This window comes from Streptomyces sp. NPDC051136, from assembly GCF_044455745.1.
In the GTDB taxonomy this organism is placed as follows: Bacteria; Actinomycetota; Actinomycetes; order Streptomycetales; family Streptomycetaceae; genus Streptomyces.
Genome location: NZ_JBITFE010000006.1, coordinates 219,847 through 237,795, shown reverse-complemented (window position 1 = coordinate 237,795; position 17,949 = coordinate 219,847). Strand labels below are relative to the sequence as shown.

Genomic DNA, 17,949 nt, shown 5'->3' with positions numbered 1-17,949 from the left:
ACTGCCAGGAATGGCACAGGAGGAGCTCGTGACCCAGGGACCGCTCACTACGGAGACAGGTGCTCCCGTAGCCGACAACCAGAACAGTGAGACCGCGGGCGTCGGCGGCCCCGTGCTCGTCCAGGACCAGCTCCTGCTGGAGAAGCTGGCCCACTTCAACCGCGAGCGCATCCCGGAGCGCGTCGTGCACGCCCGCGGCGCCGGCGCCTACGGCACCTTCACGGTCACCGCCGACGTCACCCGCTACACGCGCGCGGCCTTCCTCTCCGAGGTCGGCAAGGAGACGGAGACCTTCCTCCGCTTCTCCACCGTGGCCGGCAACCTCGGCGCGGCAGACGCCGTCCGTGACCCGCGCGGCTTCTCGCTGAAGTTCTACACCGAGGAGGGCAACTACGACCTCGTGGGCAACAACACCCCGGTGTTCTTCATCAGGGACGCCATCAAGTTCCCCGACTTCATCCACACCCAGAAGCGCGACCCCTACACGGGTTCGACCGAGATGGACAACGTCTGGGACTTCTGGAGCCTGTCGCCCGAGTCGACGCACCAGGTGACCTGGCTGTTCGGCGACCGCGGCATTCCGGCGTCGTACCGCCACATGGACGGCTTCGGCTCGCACACCTACCAGTGGAACAACGAGGCGGGCGAAGCCTTCTGGGTCAAGTACCACTTCAAGACCGACCAGGGCATCAAGAACCTCACCCAGGCCGAGGCCGACAGGCTCGCCGGTGCGGACCCCGACTCCCACCAGCGCGACCTGCGCGAGGCCATCGAGCGCGGCGACTTCCCGTCCTGGACCGTCGGCGTGCAGATCATGCCCGTCGCGGAGGCGGCGACGTACCGCTTCAACCCGTTCGACCTGACCAAGGTGTGGCCGCACGCGGACTACCCGATTGTCTGGTTCGGCAAGCTGGAGCTCAACCGCAACCCGGAGAACATCTTCGCCGAGGTCGAGCAGTCGGTCTTCTCCCCGGCGCACTTCGTGCCCGGCATCGGCCCGTCCCCGGACAAGATGCTCCAGGGCCGCCTCTTCGCCTACGGCGACGCCCACCGCTACCGCGTCGGCATCAACGCCGACCAGCTGCCGGTGAACCGCCCGCACGCCACGGTGGCGCGCACCAACTCCCGTGACGGCCACCTCTACGACGGCCGCCACAAGGGCGCGAAGAACTACGAGCCGAACAGCTTCGGCGGGCCCTTCCAGACGGACCGGGCCCTGTGGCAGCCGATCCCGGTCTCCGGCGTCACCGGGGAGACCGAGACGCCCTCCCATGCCGAGGACGACGACTTCGTCCAGGCGGGCAACCTCTACCGGCTGATGACGGACGAGGAGAAGGAGCGGCTGATCGGCAACCTGGCCGGTGCCCTCTCCGGCGTCTCGCGCGACGACATCGTCGAGCGCGCGGTCGGCAACTTCCGGCAGGCCGACGGCGACTTCGGCAAGCGGCTGGAGGCCGCGGTCCAGGCCCTCCGCGGCTGACAGGCAGTACTGGACCGCTTGCCGCAGCGACGGGCCGGACTCCCGGGGACGGGGGTCCGGCCCTACGTCGTTCCGCCCCGTCAGGCGGTCACCACCGGCGCGTTGTGCGGGGCGCGCGCCGGGGCCCAGTGGCGGATGATGTCGCGCACCGAGACGATGCCGACGGGCTCGCCGCCGTCCAGGACGATGAGGTGGCGGAAGCCGCCGTGCGCCATCGCGCCCGCCGCCTCCTCGACCGTCCAGGCCGGGGCGGCGAAGACGACGTCGGTGGTGGTGTGGCCGTGGGCGCGCTCGGTGTCCGGGTCCTGGCCCCGGCCGACGGAGTTCAGGACGTCGCGTTCGGTGAGGATGCCGATATTGCCGGCGTCGGGGTCGTACACCACGGCCGCGCCGACGCGGCGGGCGGACATCAGCGCGGCGGCCTGGCGGAGCGTGTGGGCGGGACCGATGGTGAGGACGACCTTGCTCATGACTTCGTGGACGAGCATGGGTGGAGCCACCTCCTGCCGGTGATCCATGAGCTAGTTCATGGATTCACAAGTTCACAAGTGGGGGAACTCTCAGAGTGGCAGGTAAAGCAGGGGTCAACAAGGGGGCGCGAAGGGTGAGTCGGCGGGCGCTCAGTAGCGCTGGTTGAGATACCCGAGCAGTTCGTCGTGGAGCCGGCCGTTCGACGCCGCCGCGTTGCCGCTGTGCGGGCCGGGGCGGCCGTCGAGCCCGGTGAAGGTGCCGCCGGCCTCCGTGACGATGATCGCGTTGGCCGCCATGTCCCAGAGCGAGAGCTCGGGTTCGGCGCAGATGTCCACCGAGCCCTCGGCGACCATCATGTACGGCCAGAAGTCGCCGTACGCGCGCGTGCGCCACACCTCGCGGGTCAGGTCGAGGAAGCCGTCCAGGCGGCCCTGCTCCTCCCAGCCGCTGAGCGAGGAGTACGCGAACGAGGCGTCGGAGAGCGTGGAGACCTGGGAGACGTGCAGCCGGGAGGCGGAGGTCAGACTGCGGCCGGTGAAGGCGCCGTGGTCCTGCACCGCCCACCAGCGGCGGCCGAGGGCCGGCGCCGAGACGAGGCCGACGACCGGCTGGTAGCCGCCCTCCTGCGCCTCCATCAGGGCGATGAGGGTCGCCCAGACGGGAACGCCGCGCACGTAGTTCTTGGTGCCGTCGATCGGGTCGACGACCCAGCGGCGCGGGCCCGTGCCCTGGACGCCGAACTCCTCGCCGTGCACCGAGTCACGGGGGCGGGCGCGGGCGAGGTGGCCGCGGATGAGTTCCTCGGCGGCCTTGTCCGCCTCGCTCACCGGGGTCATGTCCGGCTTCGTCTCGACCTTCAGGTCGAGGGCCTTGAAGCGGTCCATCGTCGCGGCGTCTGCGGCGTCGGCGAGCACGTGGGCGAGGCGGAGGTCGTCGAGGTAATCGGCCATGCCGTCACGCTATCCGGCCCGGACGGGGCGGGGCCACCAGGGCCTCGGCGGGCGTGGCGGGCCGTGGGAAGGCGGCCCGGGGAGCCCGTGCGGGGATGCGAGGGCCCTTGACAGTGCTCCCATACCCGTCAAATCTGACAGCACGTCGCCCGGCACGTCCGGCGGCACGTCGTTCGGCCCGAGGGAGGCGAGGATGCCCGCAGCCCGGGAGTCCCTGCTCGACGCCGCCTGCACGGCGCTGGCCCGCCGGCCGTGGTCCGCCGTGCGGATGGTGGACGTGGCCGCCTCCGCCGGGGTGTCCCGGCAGACCCTCTACAACGAGTTCGGCAGCAAGGAGGGCCTCGCCCGCGCGCTGGTCCGGCGGGAGGCCGACGACTACCTCGCCGGCGTCGAACGTGCCCTGTCCGGGCCCAGCGACCCGGGCGAACGTCTCACCGCGACCGCCGAGTGGATGATGTCGGCGGCCCACGACAACGCCCTGGTCCGGGCCATGCTCACCGGTTGCTGGAGCGAGCGGCTGCCCGCACCGGCCCTGACGGCGGTGCCCTCCTCCACCGCCGCCGCGCCGGCCCAGCGGCGGGCCGACGGCCCGCTGCCCTCGCCCGGTGACTTCGTGAGCCTCGTGCGCGACCGGGCCGTGGCCGTCCTGCGCGGCGCCGGTCCGCACCCGCCGCCGGACGCCGCCGAACTGGCCCGCTGCTGCGAACTGGCGGTGCGGCTCGCCCTGTCCTGTGTCACGGCGCCGCCCGCCGAGGGCGGGGTGGCCGACCTCCTGCGCTCCGCCCTGCCGCGCCCGCCACGCCCGTCGACGGCATAGCGGACGGCGCTCAGTGGGCCGAGCCGGACAGCTGCAGTCCGATCACGCCGATGATGACGAAGCTGATCGAGACGATCTTCAGGGTCGAGACCAGGTCGCCGAGGAAGACCATGCCGTAGATGGCGGTGCCCGCAGCCCCGATGCCGGTCCACACCGCGTAAGCGGGACCGACGTCGAGCTTCTTCAGGGACATGGTCAGCAGACCGAAGCTGCCCAGTGCGAAGGCGCAGAAAGCGATGGTGGGCCAGAGCCGGGTGAAGCCGTGCGACAGCTTCAGGCAGACGGCGAAGCCGGTTTCGAGCACCCCGGCCACTATGACCAGCAGCCACGCCATGTCTCGTCCTCCCGTAGTGCCCTGCCGTGACCGCTGAGCCGACCGGTGCCGACCGGTTTCCCTCTTTGCCCGGGCTTGGTTCCGGCTTGGTGCGATTATGCACTTACCGCCCGCACGGCACGGCAAACAACGCGGTGGTCAGTCGCCTTCCTTGCGTTCCCGCGTCGACAGCAGACGACGCAGCGAGTACAGCCGGGCCGGGTCGGCGTGCCCCTCGGCCACCCAGGCGTCCAGCGCGCAGTCCGGCTCGTCGTGACTGCACGCGCGCGGGCAGCCCTCCGTGCCGGGCACCAGGTCGGGGAAGGCGTTGATCACCCTGGACGGGTCGATGTGCGCCAGCCCGAACGACCGTACGCCCGGGGTGTCGACGACCCAGCCGCCCTCCGCGGAGGACAGCGGCAGGGCCAGTGCCGAGGTCGTGGTGTGGCGGCCGCGGCCCGTGACCGCGTTGACGTGCCCCGTCACCCGGCGACGGTCCTCCGGCACCAGGGTGTTGACCAGAGTCGTCTTGCCGACGCCGGAGTGACCGACGAAGGCGGTGATCTTCCCGTCCAGGTGTTCGCGCACGAGCTCCGCCGCGGCGCCGTTCTCCAGCTCCTCGCGGCTGGTGACGACGTACGGGATGTCCAACGCGCCGTACAGCTCCAGGAGTTGGTCCGGCGGTGCCAGGTCCGACTTGGTCATCACCAGCAGCGGGGTGAGACCGCCGTCGAACGCCGCGACCAGGCAGCGGTCGATGAGGCGGGGGCGCGGCTCGGGGTCGGCGAGGGCGGTGACGACGGCGAGCTGGTCGGCGTTGGCGACGACCACCCGTTCGTAGGGGTCGTCGTCGTCCGCCGTGCGGCGGAGCACGGAGGCGCGCTCCGCGATGCGGACGATGCGGGCGAGCGTGTCCTTCTTGCCGGACAGATCGCCGACCAGCGCGACCCGGTCGCCGACGACCGCGGCCTTGCGGCCCAGTTCGCGGGCCTTCATGGCCATGACGACCCGGTCCTCGACCAGGCAGGTCAGCCGGCCCCGGTCCACGGTGAGGACCAGGCCCTCGGCGGCGTCCTCGTGCTTGGGCCGGATGTGGGTGCGCGGCCGGTTGCCCTTGCGGTTCGGGCGGGTGCGGATGTCGTCCTCGTCGGTGTGCTTGCCGTAGCGGCGCATGGCGAACCGTCCCTACGCCCCGAGCATCCCGGTCCACAGGTCGGGGAAGTCGGGCAGGGTCTTGGCGGTCGTCGCCACGTTCTCGATCTGCACCCCCTCGACCGCGAGGCCGAGGACGGCACCGGCGGTGGCCATGCGGTGGTCCTCGTAGGTGTGGAAGACGCCGCCGTGCAGCCGGCGCGGGCGGATCTGCAGACCGTCGGCGGTCTCGGTGACGTCCCCGCCGAGTTCGTTGATCTCCTTGGTGAGCGCGGCCAGCCGGTCCGTCTCGTGCAGGCGCAGGTGGGCCACGCCGCGCAGGGTCGAGGGGGAGTCCGCGAGGGCGGCGACGGCCGCGATGCCCGGGGTCAGCTCGCCGACCTCGCTCAGGTCGACGTCGATGCCGTGGATCGCGCCCGAACCGGTGAACACGAGCCCCGCGTCCGTCAGTTCGCAGGAGCCGCCCATCTCGGTGAAGATCTCGCGCAGCCGGTCACCGGGCTGGGTGGTGCGGGACGGCCAGTCGGGGACGACCACCTTGCCGCCGGTCACCAGCGCCGCCGCCAGGAACGGCTGGGCGTTGGACAGGTCCGGCTCGATCGTCAGGTCCCGGCCCAGCAGCGCGCCCGGCGTGACCCGCCAGACGTTCGGCTCGCCGCCCGACTCGGGGGTGTCGACCTGGGCGCCGACCGCGCGCAGCATGTCGACGGTCATCCGGATGTGCGGCATGGACGGCAGCGCGGAGCCCGTGTGACGCACCTCGACGCCCTGGTTGAAGCGCGGACCGGACAGCAGCAGGGCGCTGACGAACTGCGAGGAGGACGACGCGTCGATCTCGACCGGCCCGCCCTCCAGGGCGCCGCTGCCGTGCACGGTCAGCGGCAGCGCGCCGCGCCCGTCGTCGTCGATGCGGGCACCGAGCACCCGCAGCGCGTCGATCACACCGTGCAGCGGACGCTCGTACGCGCGCGGGTCGCCGTCGAAGCGGACGGCGCCGTCGGCCAGCGCCGCGACCGGCGGCAGGAAACGCATCACCGTGCCGGCGTTGCCGACGTCGACCGTGGCCTGCCCGCGCAGGCCCGCGGGCAGGACCCGCCAGAACTCGCCGGTGCCCTCGGGACCGACGCCCTCCTCGATCTCGATGCCCAGCGTGCGCAGCGCCTCGGCCATCAGCAGCGTGTCGCGCGAGCGCAGCGGGCGGCGCAGCCAGCCGGGCTCGGAGGCGAGGGCGGCCAGCACCAGGGCGCGGTTGGTGACCGACTTGGACCCGGGCACGTGGACGGTCGCGACGACGGCTCCGCTCGCATGCGGGGCGGGCCAGAGGGCGGTGTGCGCGGGGTTCACGGTCATGGGCCCCACTTTAATGGCTGAGGACGACCGGAGATCTTGATCAAAAGCGGCGAAACCTGACCGAAAACGCGACACCGCACGTGCCGCGCATATATGCGCGGACGCGAGTCGCCCCGCTCCCGCCCTGCCCCGCTCCCGCGCTGCCCCGGGCCTCACAGCTCCAGCAGCCAGCGCCCCCCGCCGACCAGCGAGCACAGCGACACCGCGTGGAACAGGAAGAACCACACCCCCGCCGGCGCGTGCGTCAGCCGCGCCAGCTGGTCCGCGTCCGAGTCCCCGGCGGCGCCCCGCGCCCGCTTGGCCTGCAGCTCGAAGGCCGGACGAACCCCGCCGAGCAGCAGGAACCACACCACCGCGTACGCGAACGCCGCCTGCACCTGCGGTCCGGCCAGCCAGGACACCAGGACGAACGTGCCGCCGGTGACCACCACCGTCAGCACCCCGTACGCGTTGCGGATCATCACCAGCAGGGCCACGAGCAGCGCCGTCGCCACCCACAGCAGCAGCGTGATGCGGCCCGCGGCCAGCAGCGCGGCGCCGCCGAGGCCGAGCAGCGGGGGAGCGGTGTAGCCGGCGACCGCGGTGAGGATCATGCCGACGCCGTGCGGCTTGCCCCGGCTCACCGTCAGGCCGCTGGTGTCCGAGTGCAGCGTGATGCCGGTCAGGGTGCGGCCGGTGAGCAGGGCCACCAGCCCGTGGCCGCCCTCGTGCGCGATGGTGATGGCGTTGCGGGCTATCCGCCAGGGCCGGTGCGGCACGACCACGACCAGCGCCGCCACCAGGGTCGCGACCACCACCCACAGGTCGGGATCGCTCTGCGTGCCGGAGACCTCGTCCCACAGGGAGGGGAGCGCGGCCGTTGCGAGGTGGTCCATGTTCGGTGAGGGCTCCTCGTGTCTGCGCGGGGTCTGGCAGTCTGGCACGTATGTGCGGACGGTATGCGGCGAGTCGTGGACCCGAGGATCTCGCGGGGATCTTCGAGATCGAGAAGTGGGAGCCCGGGGAGAGCCTGGAACCCGACTACAACGTGGCGCCCACCAAGGAGGTCTACGCGGTCCTCGACCGCCCTCTGAAGGACGCCGCGGGCCCCGAGCCGGTTCGCCAGCTGCGGAAGCTGAAGTGGGGCCTCGTCCCGTCCTGGTCCAAGACGCCCGAGGGCGGCGCCCGGATGATCAACGCGCGCGCGGAGACCGTCCACGAGAAGCCCTCCTACCGCCGTGCCTTCAGCACCCGGCGCTGCATCCTGCCCGCCGACGGCTACTACGAGTGGGTCACCGGCAAGCAGGAGCGGGACCTGGAGGTCGAGGGGCGCAAGAAGCGGCCGCGCAAGCAGCCGTACTTCGTCACCCCGGCCGACGGGTCCGTGTTCGCGATGGCCGGCCTCTACGAGTTCTGGCGGGACAAGACGCTGCCGGACGACCATCCGCAGGCCTGGTGGGTGACGTGCTCGGTGATCACCACCGAGGCGGAGACCGCGCCGCTCGCCGTCGCCCCGGCCGACGGACCGCACGCCCTGGCCGACATCCACCCCCGGATGCCTCTGATGCTGACGCCGGACCGCTGGGACGACTGGCTCGACCCGGCGCGCACCGACCCCGACGAGCTGACCTCCCTGCTGGCACCCCCGCCCGCCGGCCTGATGCGGGCCTTCCCGGTCTCCACGGCCGTGAGCAACGTCCGCAACAACGGGCCGGAGCTGCTCAAGGAGCTGGAGGCACCGGAAGAGGGCACACTCTTCTGACGTGACGCATGTGACGACGGATCCGCCCGAGGCGGTCGAGACCGAGGCGGGGACCGCCCGCATCACCTGGCACCGGGCGCCGCGCCCCCGCCTCGTCCTCGCCGCCAGCCACGGCGCCGGCGGCGGCATCGAGGCGCGCGACCTCCGGGCGCTGGCGGGCGCGCTGCCCGGCCACGGAGTCAGCGTGGCCCTGGTCGAGCAGCCCTGGCGGGTGGCCGGCAAGAAGCTGGCGCCCGCGCCGAAGATCCTCGACACCGGCTGGCGCGGCGTCTGGCCCGCGTTGGCCGCAGCCGGGCTGCCGGTGATCGCGGGCGGGCGCAGCGCCGGCGCCCGCGTCGCCTGCCGCACCGCCCGCGACCTCGGCGCGCACGCGGTGCTCGCGCTGAGCTTCCCCCTGCACCCGCCGGGCAAGCCGGAGAAGTCCCGGGCCGACGAGCTGCTCGGCGCCGGCGTCCCCACCCTCGTCGTGCAGGGCGGCAACGACCCGTTCGGCAGACCGGCGGAGTTCCCCGAGGGCGCGTACGACCTGATCGAGGTGGCGTACGCCGACCACGGTTTCGCCGTGCCCAAGAGGGCGGCGACCACCCAGGAGCGGGCGCTGGAACTGATCACCGGTGGGGTCGCGAAGTGGGCCGGTTCACTCGGCTGAACGCCCCGGGAATGCCCGGCGCGCGGTCACTGTTGTGCCCCACGTACGTTGCTGGGAGCCAGCACCGACGCCGTAGGAGAGGAAGTCCGCCGCATGGGTTCGACCTTCTGCCCTCGTCGCAGCAGCAGCCGCGCCGACCTCGACTGGACGGTGCTGCACGCGACGAAGACGGCCCCTATTCGGGCGGCGGGCGGACCGGATCGTCGTCTATCCTCCGATTCGAGTGAGACCGGTCTCGGTCTCACGACGTCACTGGAGGAGGTGGGTCCGGTCACTGGGACCGACGCAGGGACCGAACACGGCCAGGCGGAGCAGCCCGAGGGCCGGGGTACGGGAGCGGAGTCGACCGCGGAGCGCAGCGCGCGCTTCGAGCGGGACGCGCTGGAGTTCCTCGACCAGATGTACTCGGCCGCGCTGCGTATGACGCGTAACCCGGCCGACGCCGAGGACCTGGTGCAGGAGACCTACGCCAAGGCGTACGCGTCCTTCCACCAGTTCCGTGAGGGCACCAACCTCAAGGCGTGGCTGTACCGCATCCTCACCAACACCTTCATCAACTCGTACCGCAAGAAGCAGCGCGAACCCCAGCGCAGCGCAGCCGAGGAGATCGAGGACTGGCAGCTCGCGCGAGCCGAGTCGCACATGTCGACGGGTCTGCGCTCCGCGGAGTCGCAGGCGCTCGACCACCTGCCCGACTCGGACGTGAAGCAGGCGCTCCAGGCGATCCCCGAGGAATTCCGTATCGCCGTGTATCTGGCGGACGTCGAGGGCTTTGCCTACAAGGAGATCGCAGACATCATGGGGACACCCATCGGTACGGTGATGTCCCGGCTGCACCGTGGACGCCGTCAGCTGCGCGGCATGCTGGAGGACTACGCCCGCGACCGCGGCCTGGTCCCCGCCGGCGCCGGAGAGTCGAACGAAGCGAAAGGCTCGGGGTCATGAGCTGCGGAGAGCCGCACGAGACGGATTGCAGCGAAATCCTCGATCATCTCTACGAGTTCCTCGACAAAGAGATGCCGGACTCGGACTGCGTGAAGTTCGAGCACCACTTCGAGGAGTGCTCGCCCTGCCTGGAGAAGTACGGGCTGGAGCAGGCCGTGAAGAAGCTGGTCAAGCGGTGCTGCGGCCAGGACGACGTGCCGGGTGACCTGCGGGCCAAGGTCATGGGACGGCTGGATCTCATCCGGTCCGGGCAGTCCGTTCCGGAACACGACGTGACGGCCGCGCCGTCGGCTCCGCGGGAGTCCTGACCCCGCCCGCACACCCCCGGTGTGCCGAGCCGTCCGGACACCCTGGGCGTGCCGAGTCACGCCGAAGTCACTCGTACGTGCTAATCCGCGGGTTATCTGCCCGCTGCCTCCCCTCCTCGCCCTAGGCTCCGAGCCTCACAGACGTGGCCGGGGAGGGGCTCATGGAGGCGGTACCGGCACGCGCGCGTGCGTACGTCGTGTGCGTCACCCTCGCCGCCCTGCTCTGCCTGCGGCCACTGCCGACCGTGCCCACCCCCTGGGGGGCGGTGCTGCTGCTGGCCGGGCTGTACGCGGGCTCCGAGCTGGTCGCGAGGTCCCGGTTCGTCGGGACCTGCTACCCCGTCCTGCTCGCCGGAGCCTTCCTGCTGCCGCCGCCCGCCGCGGCGCTCGTGGCACTGCCGGGGGCGCTGCTGTCCCCGGTGCCGCGGCGGCCGTCCGGTCTGCGGCGCGTCTGGCGGGCCGCACAGCTGGCCCTCGCCGTATGGGCCGCCGCCTGCGTCCACTGGCGGCTCGGCGGCCGGGACGCGGTCGCCGAGGCCGCGTTCCCCCACGCCCTCGTGCCCGCCGGAGCCGCGGTCCTCGCGTTCTGCCTGGTGCTCACCGTCCTGGACGGCGGCATCCTCACCCTCGCCGACCGCGTGCCGCCGAGGCGGGCCTGGCGGGGGTCGTTCTCCCGGTCGCTCGCGCCGATCGCCGTGCACGGGCTCGCCGGGCTGATGATGGCGGTCCTGTGGCGCAGCCCGTACGGTCCGGTGGCCGCGCTGCTCGTCCTGCTGCCGATGTGCGTGGCGTGGTGGGCCTTCGCCCAGTACCACCGCGAGCGGGCCGCACACCAGGCGACCATCCGTGCCCTGGTGCAGGCCGTCGACATCAAGGACGGCTACACGCGCGGCCACAGCGAACGCGTCGGCCAGGCCTCCATGATGATCGCCCGCGAGCTGGGCATGGACGACGAGCGCGTCGAGACCCTCCGCTTCGCGGGCATCCTGCACGACGTGGGCAAGCTCGGCGTGCCCACCCGGCTGCTGCGCAAGGACGGGCCGCTGACGCCCGAGGAGCGGCGGGTGATCGAGCTGCACCCCGAGTACGGGCACGAGATGGTGCGCGGGATCCGCTTCCTGGGAGAGGCCCGCGCCGCCGTCCTGCACCACCACGAACGGCTGGACGGCAGCGGCTATCCCTACGGACTGGTCGGCGACCGGATCCCCGAGTCGGCCCGGGTGGTGGCGGTCGCCGACGCCTTCGACGCGATGACGTCCACGCGCTCCTACAGCAGGGCCCGCCCCGTCGCCGCGGCGCTGGAGGAACTCCGGCGGTGTGCCGGCGCGCAGTTCGACCCGCGGATGGTGCGGGCGCTGATCCACGCCCTCGGGCGGCACGGCTGGCGCCCGTCGGTGACGGCGGACGGCACGCCCACCCTCCCCGGCACCCCGCTGCCCGGCCCGGGCGGCGCCACGCGCGACAGCGTCGGCAGGGGGGCGCCGTGAGGGGCGCGGAACGACCGTCGCGATACGACCGTGCCCGGAGGTCAGGGCGCGGCGGAGGGGCCGGGAGGGCGGCTGTGGTGGCGGATGTTGCGCCGGGCGCGAAGAGCGGGCCGGCGGCGCGGGGAGCTGCGCGACCAGCCGCGAACCATCCGCACCCGGCGACGAAACGACCCCCGGCGGCCCGGTGGGACGCGGGCGGCACCCCGCTGCGCCGGGTGGCGACCCGCCCCCTGCGGGGCCCGGTGGTGGGCACGGAACAAGGACGTCGGGCGGGGCATGGCGGGCGTGCGGGCGGGGGTGCGCCGTGACGCCTCCGGAGCCACGCGTCCCGTCCCCGGCCCCGGCACGGCCGGGGCGGGAGCACGCCCTTTCGTCCCCGGGGGACGTGGGGAGGCGCCGGTCCCCGTTCCCCGCCCCGGCTGCCGGGCTGCTCGTCCCCGGGTGCGCCGGGCTCGTCGCGCTCGGGTGCCTGGCCTCCGTGCTCGCGACGGGTCCCGTGCAGCGGCCCGTCGCGCTCGCCTTCGGGAGCCTCGTCGCGCTCGGCGAGCTGACCCGCAGGACCGGTGCCGAGGTCCGCGAGGCCGCTCCGCTCGGGGCCGCGGGGGCGCTGGCGTACGCGATGCTCGGTGACGTCCGCGGGCAGCCCGCGCAGCACGGCGTCGCCCAGACCGTCACCGTCGTGCTCGCCGCCTCCCTGCTCGGCAGCGTGCCCTACGTGGCCCGGGGCGGCGGACCGGTCCTCGACCACCTGGCGCGCCGCGTGCTCACCGTCGCCTTCGCCGCCGTGTGCTTCCAGCCCCTGTCCGGCCAGGGCGCCTTCCGGGACTGGAGCGGCCCCGCCTACGCGCCGCTGCTGCTCGCGCTGCTCGCCCTGACCACGCTGTGCGACGCCGTCCTCGCCGCCGCGCCCGCCCACGCGCGCACCGGGTGGCCGTTCGGCCCGCTGCTGCGGGAGGAACTGCGCGGCATGGTCGGCATCACCTCGGCGGTGTGCGCGACCGGCGCGGTGATGGCGCTCGCGGTGAGCGTCGCGGGACTGTGGGCGCTCCCCGTCTTCTGCGTGCCGCTGCTGCTCGCCCAGCTGTCCTACCGCCGGTACGCGGCCGTCCGGGCCACCTACCGGCAGACCATCGCCTCCCTGGCCCGCGCCACCGAGATCGCCGGGTACACCCCGGCCGGGCACGCCCGCCGCGTCGCCGGGCTCGGCGTGGCCGTCGGCCGGGAGCTGGGGCTGTCCGGGGCCGAGCTGACCGTGCTGGAGTACGCCGCCCTCATGCACGACATCGGCCAGCTGAGCCTGGTCGACCCGGTCCCGGCGGGTGCCACCGCGGGCCTGCCGGTCTGTGAACAGCGACGGATCGCGCTGCTCGGCGGAGCCGTCGTCCGCCAGACCGGCGTCGACGCGGCGGTCGCGGTGGTGGTGGAGCGGCAGGCCGACCCCTGCCGGGAGCAGCCCGTCGCCGCGCGGATCGTGCGCGTCGTGAACGCCTACGAGGAGAAGGTGCGGGACGCGGGGCCGGGCGGGGTCCTGACGGCCCTGGAGGAGCTGCGCCTGGCCACCGCGGGCGACTACGCTCCCGAGGTGGTGGAAGCGCTGGCCCGGGTCCTTGCCCGGGGCAGCCTTAGCGAGCCCTCGGCTGGGTAACCCATGGGTAATGAGCGCCTCCGCAGCCGTACGTGGTTTGATGCCCGGGAGAGGGTGTCCGGGGGCGCGAAAGGCACAGCCAGCCCACTGAACGGAACTGGCAGGCGGGAATCGTGAGGATCTTCGGCAAGGCACGGCACCGGCCCTCCGCCTCCTGGCGGCAGGCCACCGACCGCGCGTTCACCCTGATCGGCGACGGTCGCTACGAGGACGCGGGTGCGCTGCTGACGCGGGCGGCGGACCTGGAGCCCTGGCTGTCGGAGTCCTGGTTCAACCTGGCGCTGCTGCACAAGTTCCGGCACGACTGGGAGCAGGCGAGGGCAGCCGGCCTGAGGGCCGTCGCCCTGCTCGACCGGGACACCGGCGCCCCCGACTGGTGGAACGTCGGCATCGCCGCGACCGCCCTGCAGGACTGGCCGCTGGCCCGCCGGGCCTGGCAGGCCTACGGGCTGCGCACCCCCGGGGACGCCACGGACGCCGGTGAGCCGCTCGGCATGGACCTGGGCAGCGCCGCCGTACGGCTGTCGCCGGAGGGCGAGGCCGAGGTGGTGTGGGGGCGGCGGCTCGACCCCGCCCGCGTCGAGGTGCTGTCCATCCCGCTGCCGTCCTCCGGGCGGCGCTGGGGCGAGGTCGTCCTGCACGACGGCGTGCCGCACGGCGAGCGGACGACCTCGGCGGGGCCCTCCTACCCGGTCTTCGACGAGATCGAGCTGTGGGCGCCCTCGCCCGTTCCCACCTGGGTGGTCCTCCTGGAGGCCGCCACCGAGGCCGACCGCGACGCCCTGGAGCAGCTGGCCGCCGACGCCGGGTTCGCCGCCGAGGACTGGTCGTCCTCGGTCCGGCTGCTGTGCCGGACGTGCTCGGAGTCCCGGATGCCGTCCGACGAGGGCGAGGGCGAGCACCTCGACCCGCACGACCACAGCGAACCCGGGCACCCCGGGCCCCTGGGGCACCGCACCGACGGGCAGCAGTGGGTGCCGGAGCGGGAGTGCGGGGTGGCCGCGCCGGCCGGGCTGGTGAAGGGGCTGCTGGACGGCTGGGTGGCCGACAGCCCGGATTCCCGTGACTGGCGGGACCTGGAAGAGGTCTGCTGAGGTCTCCTCACGCGTGCGGCTACGTCGTGGCTGGTCGCGCAGTTCCCCGTGCCCCTTTCAGGGGCGCTCCCCCCGTACCCTGATATCAAGCATCAACCCTGTTTCATCCAGGAAGGCATACGTCGGTCATGGCCCAGCAGGACACCGATCAGCAGCACCCGGGCGTGCTCCCCGTGGACGACGAGGGGTTCGTCGTCGACACCGAGGACTGCGAGGAGCGCGAGGCCGACTGGCGCGGGCGCGGCACCTCACGTCCGATCACGGTGGTCGGCAACCCGGTGCTGCACAAGGAGTGCGAGGACGTCACCGACTTCGGCGAGGAGTTCCAGCAGCTGGTGGCCGACATGTTCGCCAGCCAGCGCACCGCCGAGGGCGTGGGCCTGGCCGCCAACCAGATCGGCGTCGCCCGGAAGGTCTTCGTCTACGACTGCCCCGACGACGAGGGCGTCCGCCACGTCGGCGTGGTCTGCAACCCCCGGCTCGTCGAACTGCCCGCCGACCGGCGCCGCCTGGACGACAGCAACGAGGGCTGCCTGTCCGTGCCGACCGCCTACGCGCCGCTCGCCCGCCCCGACTACGCCGAGGTGACCGGGCAGGACGAGAAGGGCAACCCGGTCAAGGTGCGCGGCACCGGGTACTTCGCACGGTGTTTGCAGCACGAGACGGACCACCTGTACGGGTACCTGTACATCGACCGGCTCTCCAAGCGCGAACGCAAGGACGCGCTGCGGCAGATGGCCGAGAACGAGCCCCGCTACCCCGTGGTCGCCAACGACTGACGCAGCCCCACGGGTCACACATCTCCCTCGCGCACGGCGCCTGTTCGGGTCCCACCCGAGCGGGCGCCGTTCGTCCGTTCGGGTCGTCCGTGCACACGTCTGTGCGTGCGCCCGTGCGCGTCGGCAGGAAAGCCGACACACAACAGGAGGATTCCGGCACCCAGGGGTAGTGAATGGAGCAAATCCGTTCCCAGAACGGTCAGTTGTGGTGCTGAATGGGAAGTGCGGGGATACGCAACGGCGCACGCCCCGCTCAGCGGGAGGGGTGCGCCACCGGCGGCTGAGAGGGGTTTGTTCGTGCATGCTTTCCCACACGGCACCACAACGACACCGACCGCGATCGCAGTACCACCATCGCTCCGTCTTCCGGTGATCGAGGCGGAATTTCCCCGGCAGCTGCACCCGTATTGGCCCAGGCTCCAGGAGGCCACCCGCGCGTGGCTGCTCGAAAAGCGGCTCATGCCGCCGGACAAGGTCGAGGAATATGCCGACGGCCTGTGCTACACGGACCTCATGGCGGGGTACTACCTGGGCGCCCCCGACGAGGTCATGCAGGCGATAGCGGACTACAGCGCGTGGTTCTTCGTCTGGGACGACCGGCACGACCGCGACATCGTCCACGGCCGGTCCGGTGCCTGGCGCCGGCTGCGCGGCCGCCTGCACGCGGCACTCGACTCACCGGGGGACCACCTGCACCACGAGGACACGCTGGTGGCCGGGTTCGCCGACAGCGTGCGGCGGCTCTACGCCTTCCTGCCGGCCACCTGGAACGCCCGGTTCGCCCGGCACTTCCACGCGGTGATCGAGGCGTACGACCGCGAATTCCACAACCGCACGCGCGGAATCGTGCCCGGCGTGGACGAGTACCTCGAACTGCGCCGACTCACGTTCGCGCACTGGATCTGGACCGACCTGCTGGAGCCGAGTTCCGGCTGTGAACTCCCGGACGCCGTACGGAAATACCCGGCATACCGCCGGGCGGCGTTGCTCAGCCAGGAATTCGCCGCCTGGTACAACGACCTCTGCTCACTCCCCAAGGAGATAGCGGGCGACGAGGTCCACAATCTCGGAATCAGTCTCATCACCCATCATTCACTCACGCTGGAGGAATCCGTCGCAGAAGTCCGGCGCCGCGTCGAGGAATGCATCAACGAATTCCTGGACGTGGAACGGGACGCGTTACGGTTCGCCGACCGGCTCGCCGACGGAACCGTGCGCGGAAAGGAACTGAGCGGCGCCGTACGGGCCAACGTCGGCAATATGCGGAACTGGTTCAGTTCCGTCTACTGGTTCCACCACGAGTCCGGCCGGTACATGGTCGACAGCTGGGACGACCGGTCCACGCCCCCGTACGTCAACAACGAAGCGGCAGGTGAGAAATGACCGTCGAATCCGTCCATCCCGAAACCCGCGCACCACAGGCACCCCAGCTGCGCGAGCCGCCCGTCGCGGGCGGCGGCGTGCCGCTGCTCGGCCACGGCTGGCGGCTGGCCCGCGATCCGCTGGCCTTCATGTCCCAGCTGCGCGACCACGGCGACGTCGTGCGCATCAAGCTCGGCCCCAAGACCGTCTACGCGGTCACCGACCCGGAGCTGACCGGCGCCCTGGCCCTGAGCCCCGACTACCACATCGCCGGCCCGCTGTGGGAGTCGCTGGAGGGCCTGCTCGGCAAGGAGGGCGTGGCGACCGCCAACGGCCCGCTCCACCGCCGCCAGCGGCGCACCATCCAGCCGGCGTTCCGGCTCGACGCGATCCCCGCGTACGGGCCGATCATGGAGGAGGAGGCGCACGCGCTCACCGAGCGCTGGCGGCCGGGGGAGACCGTCGACGCCACCTCCGAGTCCTTCCGGGTCGCGGTGCGCGTCGCCGCCCGCTGCCTGCTGCGCGGGCAGTACATGGACGAGCGGGCCGAGCGGCTGTGCGTGGCGCTCGCCACCGTCTTCCGGGGCATGTACCGGCGCATGGTGGTGCCGCTCGGACCGCTGTACCGGCTGCCGTTTCCGGCCAACCGCCAATTCAACAACGCCTTGGCCGATCTGCATCTCCTCGTGGACGAGATCATCGCCGAGCGCAGGGCATCCGGTCAAAAGCCGGACGATTTGCTCACGGCATTGCTGGACGCGAAGGACGACAATGGCGACCCCATCGGGGAACAGGAGATCCACGACCAGGTGGTCGCGATACTGACCCCGGGAAGCGAAACCATCGCGTCCACGATCATGTGGTTGCTCCAGGCACTTGCCGACCATCCGGAACATGCCGACCGCATACGCGACGAAGTCGAAGCGGTCACCGGCGGGCGCCCGGTTGCATTCGAGGACGTCCGCAAGCTCACGCACACCGGCAATGTCATAGTCGAGGCCATGCGTTTGCGTCCCGCCGTATGGGTTTTGACACGGCGTGCGGTGGCCGAGACCGAACTCGGTGGCTATTGCATTCCGGCCGGTGCGGACATCATCTACAGTCCGTACGCAATCCAACGCGATCCGAAGTCGTACGACGACAACCTGGAGTTCGACCCCGACCGGTGGCTTCCGGAACGCGCGAAGGACGTACCGAAGTACGCCATGAAGCCGTTCAGTGCGGGCAAGCGGAAGTGCCCCAGCGACCACTTCTCGATGGCTCAGCTCACGCTGATCACGGCCGCGCTCGCCGCGAAGTACCGCTTCGAGCAGGTGACGGGCTCCGACGACGCGGTCCGTGTCGGCATCACGCTGCGCCCGCACGACCTGCTGGTCAGGCCCCTGGCACGGTGACCCGTCCGGGGC

General features: G+C 72.1%; 18 protein-coding genes. 12 read left to right on the top strand and 6 right to left on the bottom strand.

Annotated features, from left to right (window positions below; all coding sequences use genetic code 11):
• Positions 1–28 precede the first annotated feature (28 nt).
• A complete protein-coding gene (locus tag ACIBCJ_RS18995; protein ID WP_365979994.1) occupies positions 29–1,480 on the top strand; it encodes a catalase in 1,452 nt (483 codons plus the stop codon).
• An 80-nt stretch (positions 1,481–1,560) separates the two neighbouring features.
• Here the strand turns inward: ACIBCJ_RS18995 and ACIBCJ_RS18990 are convergent, their stop codons facing one another.
• Together ACIBCJ_RS18990 and hisN are read right to left on the bottom strand one after the other, a co-directional pair.
• Positions 1,561–1,968 (bottom strand): CBS domain-containing protein, encoded by a 408-nt coding sequence (locus ACIBCJ_RS18990; RefSeq protein ID WP_362105603.1) that lies wholly within the window; start codon positions 1,966–1,968, stop codon positions 1,561–1,563.
• A 132-nt stretch (positions 1,969–2,100) separates the two neighbouring features.
• Positions 2,101–2,901 (bottom strand): histidinol-phosphatase, encoded by an 801-nt coding sequence (gene hisN, locus ACIBCJ_RS18985; protein ID WP_362105600.1) that lies wholly within the window; start codon positions 2,899–2,901, stop codon positions 2,101–2,103.
• 193 nt (positions 2,902–3,094) lie between these two features.
• On the opposite strand from hisN, the gene ACIBCJ_RS18980 reads away from it, so the two are divergent.
• Positions 3,095–3,718 (top strand): TetR/AcrR family transcriptional regulator, encoded by a 624-nt coding sequence (locus ACIBCJ_RS18980; RefSeq protein ID WP_362105597.1) that lies wholly within the window; start codon positions 3,095–3,097, stop codon positions 3,716–3,718.
• Between the two features lie 10 nt (positions 3,719–3,728).
• Here the strand turns inward: ACIBCJ_RS18980 and ACIBCJ_RS18975 are convergent, their stop codons facing one another.
• The 4 genes from ACIBCJ_RS18975 to ACIBCJ_RS18960 form a co-directional block, all read right to left on the bottom strand.
• Positions 3,729–4,052 (bottom strand): multidrug efflux SMR transporter, encoded by a 324-nt coding sequence (locus ACIBCJ_RS18975; protein ID WP_030145926.1) that lies wholly within the window; start codon positions 4,050–4,052, stop codon positions 3,729–3,731.
• Positions 4,053–4,190: 138 nt separating this feature from the next.
• The gene (gene rsgA / locus ACIBCJ_RS18970; RefSeq protein ID WP_362105594.1) at positions 4,191–5,204 is read right to left on the bottom strand and encodes a ribosome small subunit-dependent GTPase A; all 1,014 of its coding nucleotides are present in this window, start codon (positions 5,202–5,204) and stop codon (positions 4,191–4,193) included.
• A gap of 12 nt (positions 5,205–5,216) precedes the next feature.
• Positions 5,217–6,533: a 3-phosphoshikimate 1-carboxyvinyltransferase gene (aroA, locus tag ACIBCJ_RS18965; protein WP_362510113.1), complete on the bottom strand. Its 1,317-nt coding sequence runs from the start codon at positions 6,531–6,533 to the stop codon at positions 5,217–5,219.
• Between the two features lie 152 nt (positions 6,534–6,685).
• Complete coding sequence (locus ACIBCJ_RS18960) at positions 6,686–7,408, bottom strand: M50 family metallopeptidase (RefSeq protein ID WP_362105588.1); 723 nt, start codon at positions 7,406–7,408, stop codon at positions 6,686–6,688.
• Positions 7,409–7,458: 50 nt separating this feature from the next.
• Here ACIBCJ_RS18960 and ACIBCJ_RS18955 point away from each other — a divergent pair, with 50 nt between their 5' ends.
• From ACIBCJ_RS18955 to ACIBCJ_RS18910, 10 genes are all read left to right on the top strand, one after another.
• Positions 7,459–8,274, top strand: coding sequence for an SOS response-associated peptidase (locus ACIBCJ_RS18955; RefSeq protein WP_365979993.1), 816 nt, complete (start codon positions 7,459–7,461; stop codon positions 8,272–8,274).
• Between the two features lies 1 nt (position 8,275).
• Positions 8,276–8,923 carry an alpha/beta family hydrolase gene (locus ACIBCJ_RS18950; RefSeq protein WP_399282801.1) on the top strand — a complete coding sequence of 216 codons (648 nt, stop codon included), beginning with the start codon at positions 8,276–8,278 and terminating at the stop codon, positions 8,921–8,923.
• A gap of 261 nt (positions 8,924–9,184) precedes the next feature.
• Complete coding sequence (sigR, locus tag ACIBCJ_RS18945; RefSeq protein ID WP_003973756.1) at positions 9,185–9,868, top strand: RNA polymerase sigma factor SigR; 684 nt, start codon at positions 9,185–9,187, stop codon at positions 9,866–9,868.
• On the top strand, positions 9,865–10,176 hold the full coding sequence (rsrA, locus tag ACIBCJ_RS18940; protein ID WP_133887274.1) for a mycothiol system anti-sigma-R factor: 312 nt from the start codon (positions 9,865–9,867) through the stop codon (positions 10,174–10,176). The genes sigR and rsrA overlap by 4 nt, the downstream gene beginning before the upstream one ends.
• 161 nt (positions 10,177–10,337) lie before the next feature.
• Positions 10,338–11,663 (top strand): HD-GYP domain-containing protein, encoded by a 1,326-nt coding sequence (locus ACIBCJ_RS18935; protein WP_362510121.1) that lies wholly within the window; start codon positions 10,338–10,340, stop codon positions 11,661–11,663.
• A 385-nt stretch (positions 11,664–12,048) separates the two neighbouring features.
• On the top strand, positions 12,049–13,308 hold the full coding sequence (locus ACIBCJ_RS18930; RefSeq protein ID WP_399282799.1) for an HD-GYP domain-containing protein: 1,260 nt from the start codon (positions 12,049–12,051) through the stop codon (positions 13,306–13,308).
• 113 nt (positions 13,309–13,421) lie between these two features.
• Complete coding sequence (locus ACIBCJ_RS18925; RefSeq protein WP_362105574.1) at positions 13,422–14,402, top strand: hypothetical protein; 981 nt, start codon at positions 13,422–13,424, stop codon at positions 14,400–14,402.
• A 128-nt stretch (positions 14,403–14,530) separates the two neighbouring features.
• Entirely contained in the window at positions 14,531–15,181 is a 651-nt protein-coding gene (gene def, locus ACIBCJ_RS18920) for a peptide deformylase (protein WP_362105571.1), read from the top strand.
• 297 nt (positions 15,182–15,478) lie between these two features.
• Complete coding sequence (gene cyc1 / locus ACIBCJ_RS18915; protein WP_362105568.1) at positions 15,479–16,564, top strand: epi-isozizaene synthase; 1,086 nt, start codon at positions 15,479–15,481, stop codon at positions 16,562–16,564.
• On the top strand, positions 16,561–17,937 hold the full coding sequence (locus ACIBCJ_RS18910) for a cytochrome P450 (protein ID WP_362105565.1): 1,377 nt from the start codon (positions 16,561–16,563) through the stop codon (positions 17,935–17,937). The genes cyc1 and ACIBCJ_RS18910 overlap by 4 nt, the downstream gene beginning before the upstream one ends.
• The last annotated feature ends 12 nt before the right edge of the window (positions 17,938–17,949 follow it).